General features: G+C 40.7%; 5 protein-coding genes and 2 pseudogenes. 3 read left to right on the plus strand and 4 right to left on the minus strand.

Going from position 1 to position 6,540, the window contains the following annotated elements:
• Positions 1–202, plus strand: a pseudogene (locus ACERJO_RS20730) (hypothetical protein); the annotation flags it as partial.
• Positions 203–460: 258 nt separating this feature from the next.
• Here ACERJO_RS20730 and ACERJO_RS20735 read toward each other — a convergent pair.
• From ACERJO_RS20735 to ACERJO_RS20750, 4 genes and pseudogenes are all read right to left on the minus strand, one after another.
• Positions 461–1,582 (minus strand): annotated as a pseudogene (locus ACERJO_RS20735) (IS3 family transposase).
• A 231-nt stretch (positions 1,583–1,813) separates the two neighbouring features.
• A complete protein-coding gene (locus tag ACERJO_RS20740) occupies positions 1,814–2,242 on the minus strand; it encodes a MauE/DoxX family redox-associated membrane protein (protein WP_373648747.1) in 429 nt (142 codons plus the stop codon).
• Positions 2,243–2,721: 479 nt separating this feature from the next.
• Positions 2,722–2,844, minus strand: coding sequence for a hypothetical protein (locus ACERJO_RS20745; protein WP_373648748.1), 123 nt, complete (start codon positions 2,842–2,844; stop codon positions 2,722–2,724).
• 88 nt (positions 2,845–2,932) lie between these two features.
• Positions 2,933–3,517, minus strand: coding sequence for an NAD(P)H-dependent oxidoreductase (locus ACERJO_RS20750; RefSeq protein ID WP_373648749.1), 585 nt, complete (start codon positions 3,515–3,517; stop codon positions 2,933–2,935).
• A 133-nt stretch (positions 3,518–3,650) separates the two neighbouring features.
• Between ACERJO_RS20750 and ACERJO_RS20755 the strand changes: the two genes are divergently transcribed.
• Together ACERJO_RS20755 and ACERJO_RS20760 are read left to right on the plus strand one after the other, a co-directional pair.
• The gene (locus ACERJO_RS20755; protein ID WP_373648750.1) at positions 3,651–4,733 is read left to right on the plus strand and encodes an AraC family transcriptional regulator; all 1,083 of its coding nucleotides are present in this window, start codon (positions 3,651–3,653) and stop codon (positions 4,731–4,733) included.
• 671 nt (positions 4,734–5,404) lie between these two features.
• A partial coding sequence (locus tag ACERJO_RS20760) for a T7SS effector LXG polymorphic toxin (RefSeq protein ID WP_373648751.1) occupies positions 5,405–6,540 on the plus strand: 1,136 nt, incomplete at its 3' end.

Raw genomic sequence — 6,540 nt, forward strand, 5'->3', positions numbered from 1 at the left:
CAATTTGAGTCAAAAGAAACAACCAATGGAAGTAGAAAGAATGGAAAAAATATATCGTGTCGATGGATTTGCAATTATAGATAAAAATGGAGAATATCAGATTTATTGGACGCAGGGACCATATAATGATTCAGTTTATTATCCTATTTCTAAGCGAAACATGGACAAAGGTTTAAATCAGATCAAGACCCTCATGAAGTAATAATTTACGCAGAAACAGGACAATGGACTCCTGGTGTGGTGGAAGAGGAAGAAAGAAAAAGATATAAGGCTTTTGTACAAAAATCTCTAGAACTGTTCTTAGATTACAAGCAAACAAAAATTTAGATGGAATCAAACATGGTCTACATCACATATTTGAGAAGTGAAAGATGATTATCATATTGGAAACCTTGACTGACTAATATTCTTTCGAGATTTGTGTTAGTAGTGGAATGTCAACACTAAACTGGACAAAAAATTAAAGGGCTTGCTTTCTAGATTCTACAGGTGTCACATACCGAAGTGTTCCATGTATGCGAATGTTGTTAAACCAATGAACATAGTCATCAAGTTCAAGGGAGAGTTGTTCAAGAGAAGCAAAATGAGCTCCATTAGCGAATTCTGTTTTGAATACCTTAAACATTGCTTCGGCAACGGCATTGTCATAAGGACAACCCTTCATGCTCAAGGATCTCTGGATCCCAAATGTTTCTAGTGCTTCTGAAACTAGTTTATTATCAAACACTTCCGCGGTCAGTATGAAACATGTTGACATCATTTAAATTCGCTTGAATGCTTGCGATTGCCTGATATACAAGGGTTGCGGTCTTATTGACACCGGCACTATGTCCAATGATTTCACGATTGAAAAGGTCGACAAATAAGCATACATAATGCCACCTTTTTCCGACACGAACGTATGTTAAATCACTGACAATAACTGCTAAAGACGCCTCTTGGTTAAGTTGACGCTGTAACTCGTTTCTCACTGGTGCCTCATTACAGGTTGACTTATGAGGTTTATACTGCGCCACTGTATAGTTTGAGACAAGTCCCATTTCATTCATTAACCGGCCAATCCGTCGCCGAGACACATGCTTTGGATCTGGCAATTTAGTTAATTCTTTCTTGATTTTACGTGTCCCATAGTTATGACGACTTTCTTTAAAGATACGGGCAATTTCCTTGGAAAGCTCTTTATCTTCCGCTTTCTGTGCACGTTTACCTGTTACATCGGCATGGTAGTAATACGTACTTTTGGGGATATCGAGGACGTCGCACATTGCTGATACCGAATAGTTGTGAGTGTTATATCGAATCACATTTATTTTCGTCCCATGATCAGCGCGGCTTGCTTTAAAATGTCGTTCTCCATGAGTAAACGCTGATTTTCTTTGCGAAGGCGCATCAATTCATTGTCCTCTTCTGAACGATTATCCTTCGCAGCGAAGGAACCTGTTTCTTGATGATTCTTAATCCAGCGATCTAACGCAGATGGAGTGATATCATATTCTCTAGCAATATCCGCACGGGACTTGCCATTTTCATAAAGCTTCACTAATAATCTATGGCCATAAAACTCAGACTTCAACCTATAAATAAACTCTAGAAATCTCTTATTATTTTCATCAAAAATGTTAAAAAATTTCATGGGTTAAGTAGATAAAAAACTAGTATTTCAGAAGAAAAGTTGGTATAAATTGATTAAAATCACAATGCATCTTTATAAAATATAATGAATATATGCATTGTGGTAAGAAACAAAGTATCAGATTCTATCTGAAATTTTAAAACTTTCAGCGAAGTGGATTCCGATTCAAAACGAAATAGGCTAAACCCACCCCGGCCTCCTCTTTTTTGCTTCCCTGTAAAGAAGTGCCGAAGCTACTGCAACAACTACCGTAAAAACAATGTAATCAAAAGCTTCCTTAAAACCGATCGAGATAATCATGCTCAATAGGAATACCAAAAGCAGGGCAAGACTAGCTAAAGCAGTCTCTTTTAAGCGAATACCACTTATCAATAAAACACCAAGCACAACTTCTAAGAAGGTTACAAAATAACCTAGGATATCAGACACTACTCTTGGGAACCAAGGGTTCAAAGTAGCTGTATACTCCAAAAAGTTATCAAAGTTTCCCCAGACCACACCTAGATTTCCAACTGGACCCAAGATGCCTAAACGGTCAGCAACTACCCATAAATATATCAACCCCATAAAAACTCTTATAAAGATAAAGCTTCCTGTTTTAATAGTCATAATGCCCTCCGTCCAATTAATTATACTTTATTTTTTTATTGAACCTCTCATGACTAAAAGTCATGAGCTTCCTGCGTTGAACGCTCCAACGTATCCCCGCAGTTCAGGCGGTTCTTGTACGTAGGACTCTGCTCTCTAGCCTGACTGCTTGGCTTTTGTTTTTCAGCTAGAGAGGGCGGTTGTGCTTGAACATGCATAGTACATGGAGCGCTCCACTTCCAGGATGCGCAGTACAAGTCGTACGGGATTTCCTTGGTCAATGTATGTTTGGGCAATCTCTATTTTATCCGCAAGCCTGGGTTCGTTTTTTTAACAGGTCTCGAAGGATTTCCCGTTCCAATGCCTGTTCAGCATACAGCTTTATCAATTTCTCATGTTTCTTTTCAAGCGCTGCATAATTAGAGGCTGTAGGAACAAAGGTCGCTTGCTTATAGCGTTCCATCTAACTGATCGAGATCTGCACGCTCCAATTCTCTGGCCTATCGAAGCATCATCTTGGGATCCAGTTCATGTTGCCGGGCTGCAGCGGTCATAATGCCGATTTTTTTACCTTTGGCGACAACCCTTTTCTTGAAATTCAGGTCATTTTGTTTTCTTGTCATGGCGTTCCCCTCCGTCTTGATTTTATTGTATCGGGATAAGGGGTGTAGTGTCCGAGTTCATTTTGGGGCTAAATAGCATACATGAAAATCAGGAGAGTTTGGCACCAAGCTCTCGAACATGAGCAATCCATTTATCCCGCTGGTCAGATGTAGATGGTCTGATAGGACCAATCTCGGTTATACGTACTGGTTTGATACCGCAGAAATGAAGTACGTTTCGCTTCATAACATTCAGCCCGGCACGATGGTACACGAGTCGATTGTACCAGGCAGGGGTGTCGGACGTAACGATCAGGTGTGCAGATTTACCCAATAGAAGCTTATCCCATAAGGGTGAATGCTGCCTGTATTTGAATGCAAACCCAGGCAAGAATACCCGATCGATAAAGCCCTTCAGAATAGCCGGCGTGCTCCCCCACCATATCGGATAAACGAATATTAGGTGATCCGCCCATCGGATCATCTCCTGTGCTTCAAGAAGATCATTTTCCAGTTCCGTTCGCTTACCGTATCCATGTTGCAGATTCAAGTCAAAGGAGATTGAGCTTAAGTCGATATTTCGGACTTGGGCTTTGCTGTTCTCTTGAACTCCTTCTGTATATGCTTTGGCCAAGGATGCACAGTAGCTCTGTGCATCCGGATGGCCGTTAATGACAAGCATTTTCGATTTCATTGCTTTTACCTCCCCGGTAATTTCATTGTGATATAATAGTGAAAAAGCAACTTTAGTATATACTGGCAACTAGCGGAATGAAATGATCAACAACGTACTTTTACTTGATAAATCACGCAAAGGGGAGAATTCGGTGATCGATTTGGGTGTTTCTGTTACCATGCTGTATCCAATCATGAAGTCGCTTGTCCATAAGGGCGTGGACACAGATTCGTTTTTCCGGTATGTATCGTTTGACAGCACTGTTCTGACGCAGCAGGATGTGCGTATCCCAACAATGGAGTTAGAGAGATTGACAAACGCGGCGGCGGTCTATACACAGGATGATTATTTCGGATTGCAGATGGGGGAATTTACGGAATTTGCCGATTTGGGCGTGCTCGGATACGTCATGATGCATTGTAATAACATAGAAGCTGCACTTAAGTCGTTTCAGACTTACAATGAAGTGTTATGCAGCGGATTCAATCTGGATTGGGAGATCGTAGATGAAGATGTGAGAATACGCATGTTTACCCAATCTAACTGGAATTTTCCCCGCCATTGTGCAGAGGGGATGGCTACTTCGCTCTACCGTCTGATCGGAATTCTGTGTAATCGAACGGTTCCGTTGCATGAAGTCAGGTTTATGCATGAGTCACCGGGGGGAATACATCCATATGAAACTGTGTTCGGAGTGATTCCCACATTTGGAGACAATTCCACAATGCTGTGTATGAGTAAGGACTTGTTGGAGAATCCGGTTCTGTATTCCGATACAAGGTTGTTATTCGTATTCGAAACGATTGCCAAAGAAGCCATTGAGAAGTTACAAGTGACAGGATCGTTCTCTGATGAAGTATTACGATGGTTGGAACACTGTCTTCCCACCCATTATCCGACCTTACGGCAAACTGCGGAACACTTTCAAATGAGTGTGAGAACGTTACAACTTCGTTTGAAAGAGGAGAAAACTTCTTATAACGAATTGTCTATTCGTGTGCGAAAGCAATTGTCCATCGGTTATTTGGAACAATTGCATATCTCTATAGGTGAAATTGCATATGCTCTCCATTTCTCGGAACCGAGCGCATTCAGCAACGCCTTCAAGAAATGGACGGGGGTAACGCCGTTACAGTATAGGGATAACCTGAAATGCGAAACTGTAGATACAGGGTCATTTCGGGGTTCTACCAACAAAACGCGGAAAACATACGCTAAGAGAATTTTGGAATGAAAAAAGCCGATTTTCCCTATAGTTTAAAGTTTCCAACGTAAACAACGATAGGACTTTACTTGGAGGAGGGGCTTGCCTGCTGAAACACTTGCTTCAGTCTTTCAGGACTAATCATACCGACAGAGGCTCCAAGTTAATCTTTTCTATGATTACATATAAACAAAGGTTAACGGTGCACCATATTAATACTTTTGATCGGATACTATATAAGCCCTTTAATGGGATAACTAAAATTTGATTTCAATCCAAAAATCACTTAATTTTTCTTCAACTCACGCGTTAGCGTAAGTACATTAATTCACAATCTTATTCTCGAGACCGTGACATTTAAAGTTATAATTAGGATTTTTCCTAGCCTCATCTTTCTGAAGTTCATACATCGCTATTATTAATCTGAATGTATAATTCCTAGGACTTTTATCCCTTTCTAAAATGGAGATTTCCACCTATATAATCTAAAATATAACATGGATTATAATGGTAAATGGATAACGGTGAGAAATGTAAGATAAAAGAAATATATGATTCTGTCATAAATGTAGATACAGGCCTCAAAACATGGAAACTACTTCTTATGTCACATCCGATTAAGAGACGTATGGAAGTCCAGTAAATCGGTTGTTTCGTTTTCCATGTGGGCGAGTATCTTTTCTTTGTTTTGGAGGTGGACAGTGGCCCATTTAAAAGTGAATCTTTCAGAAGTGCAAAGCTTTGTGGAAGAACAAAAAAAGGAGATGAAAGCTCTTCGTTTAGGATTAAGCGAGGTCGAGTCGAATATTAATCAAATCATCGAGATGGAGACGTTTAAAGGAGAAACGGCGAATGCAGCGAAGACCTATTTTCGTGACTATCACGGCACGCTTCTTCAGGCGTTTATCGGTTTATCCAATCAGCTAGAAAGAAATTTAATGAAGCATCTCAATGATTTCAAATCGAATGTCGACTCGAATGATCTGGCGGTGTTGGATCAATCATACATAGAGGATCAAGAAGAAGATATACATAGGATGAACAAGCAATTAGAAGGCATTTCAAAGGAAATAGATGCGATTATAAAGAGTGTCTCGGATATAACTTCGGCACAATCTCCTTCGTTTTCGAATGTGATGAATCGAAAAGAAGAAACAGTGGAAGTGACCTCAGATGTAACGGAACAATTAGTCGCTTTTACGAAAAGAGGAAAAGCAGACCATCATCACGTTCAAGAGGCAATGGCTAAAATAGAAGTGTTATTGAAAGCGGGGCAGAAGAAACCCGCACAATCAAAAACACCAGACTGGTTTCAAGTGCAGTTACCAACCATTCAGTCTATCGTAAACGACGCAAAGAAGAACCGAGCGTTTGCTTCCGTGCTTTCCAATGAATCCTTTCTTCAACGTGTCGTTAAACAATCCGGTGTCACCCATACTCAAATCGGTCGGACGACAGTAGGATTGGCGAAATATGTGAAAACAATGTCGTTTGACGAGCAGCTTAGAACGGGACAAGGTTGGTTTGCTCATTCCCCGTTAGGGCGCGGTTTGCTTCATTATCGTACAGACCCAAGGTTTCAGTTTCTGTATTCATTTGCGACGAGGGTTCCGTTGGCTGCCATGCGTTCGACGATGACGTTTGAACAGAAACAACAAAAGGACACGTTAGAAGGTCGCGTGTCTGTCGATGCCCTAAAAACATGGTGGAACGAAACGATTACCCATCGAATAGATCTTAGTCTATTAAGAATCGTGTCGCTTGCTTTTACAGGGATTCCAGCGTCAACAAAGAATACAACAGTCGATGGAGGAGAAACCGGTGAAGCGAAAACGAC

This window comes from Halalkalibacter sp. AB-rgal2, assembly GCF_041821005.1.
Taxonomy (GTDB): Bacteria; Bacillota; Bacilli; order Bacillales; family Bacillaceae_D; genus Halalkalibacter.

Excerpts from the sequence above, each read along its gene's own strand:
- ACERJO_RS20740 (WP_373648747.1), bottom strand. The coding sequence starts at position 2,242 with ATGACTATTAAAACAGGAAGCTTTATCTTTATAAGAGTTTTTATGGGG.
- ACERJO_RS20745 (WP_373648748.1), bottom strand. The coding sequence starts at position 2,844 with ATGACAAGAAAACAAAATGACCTGAATTTCAAGAAAAGGGTTGTCGCC.
- ACERJO_RS20750 (WP_373648749.1), bottom strand. The coding sequence starts at position 3,517 with ATGAAATCGAAAATGCTTGTCATTAACGGCCATCCGGATGCACAGAGC.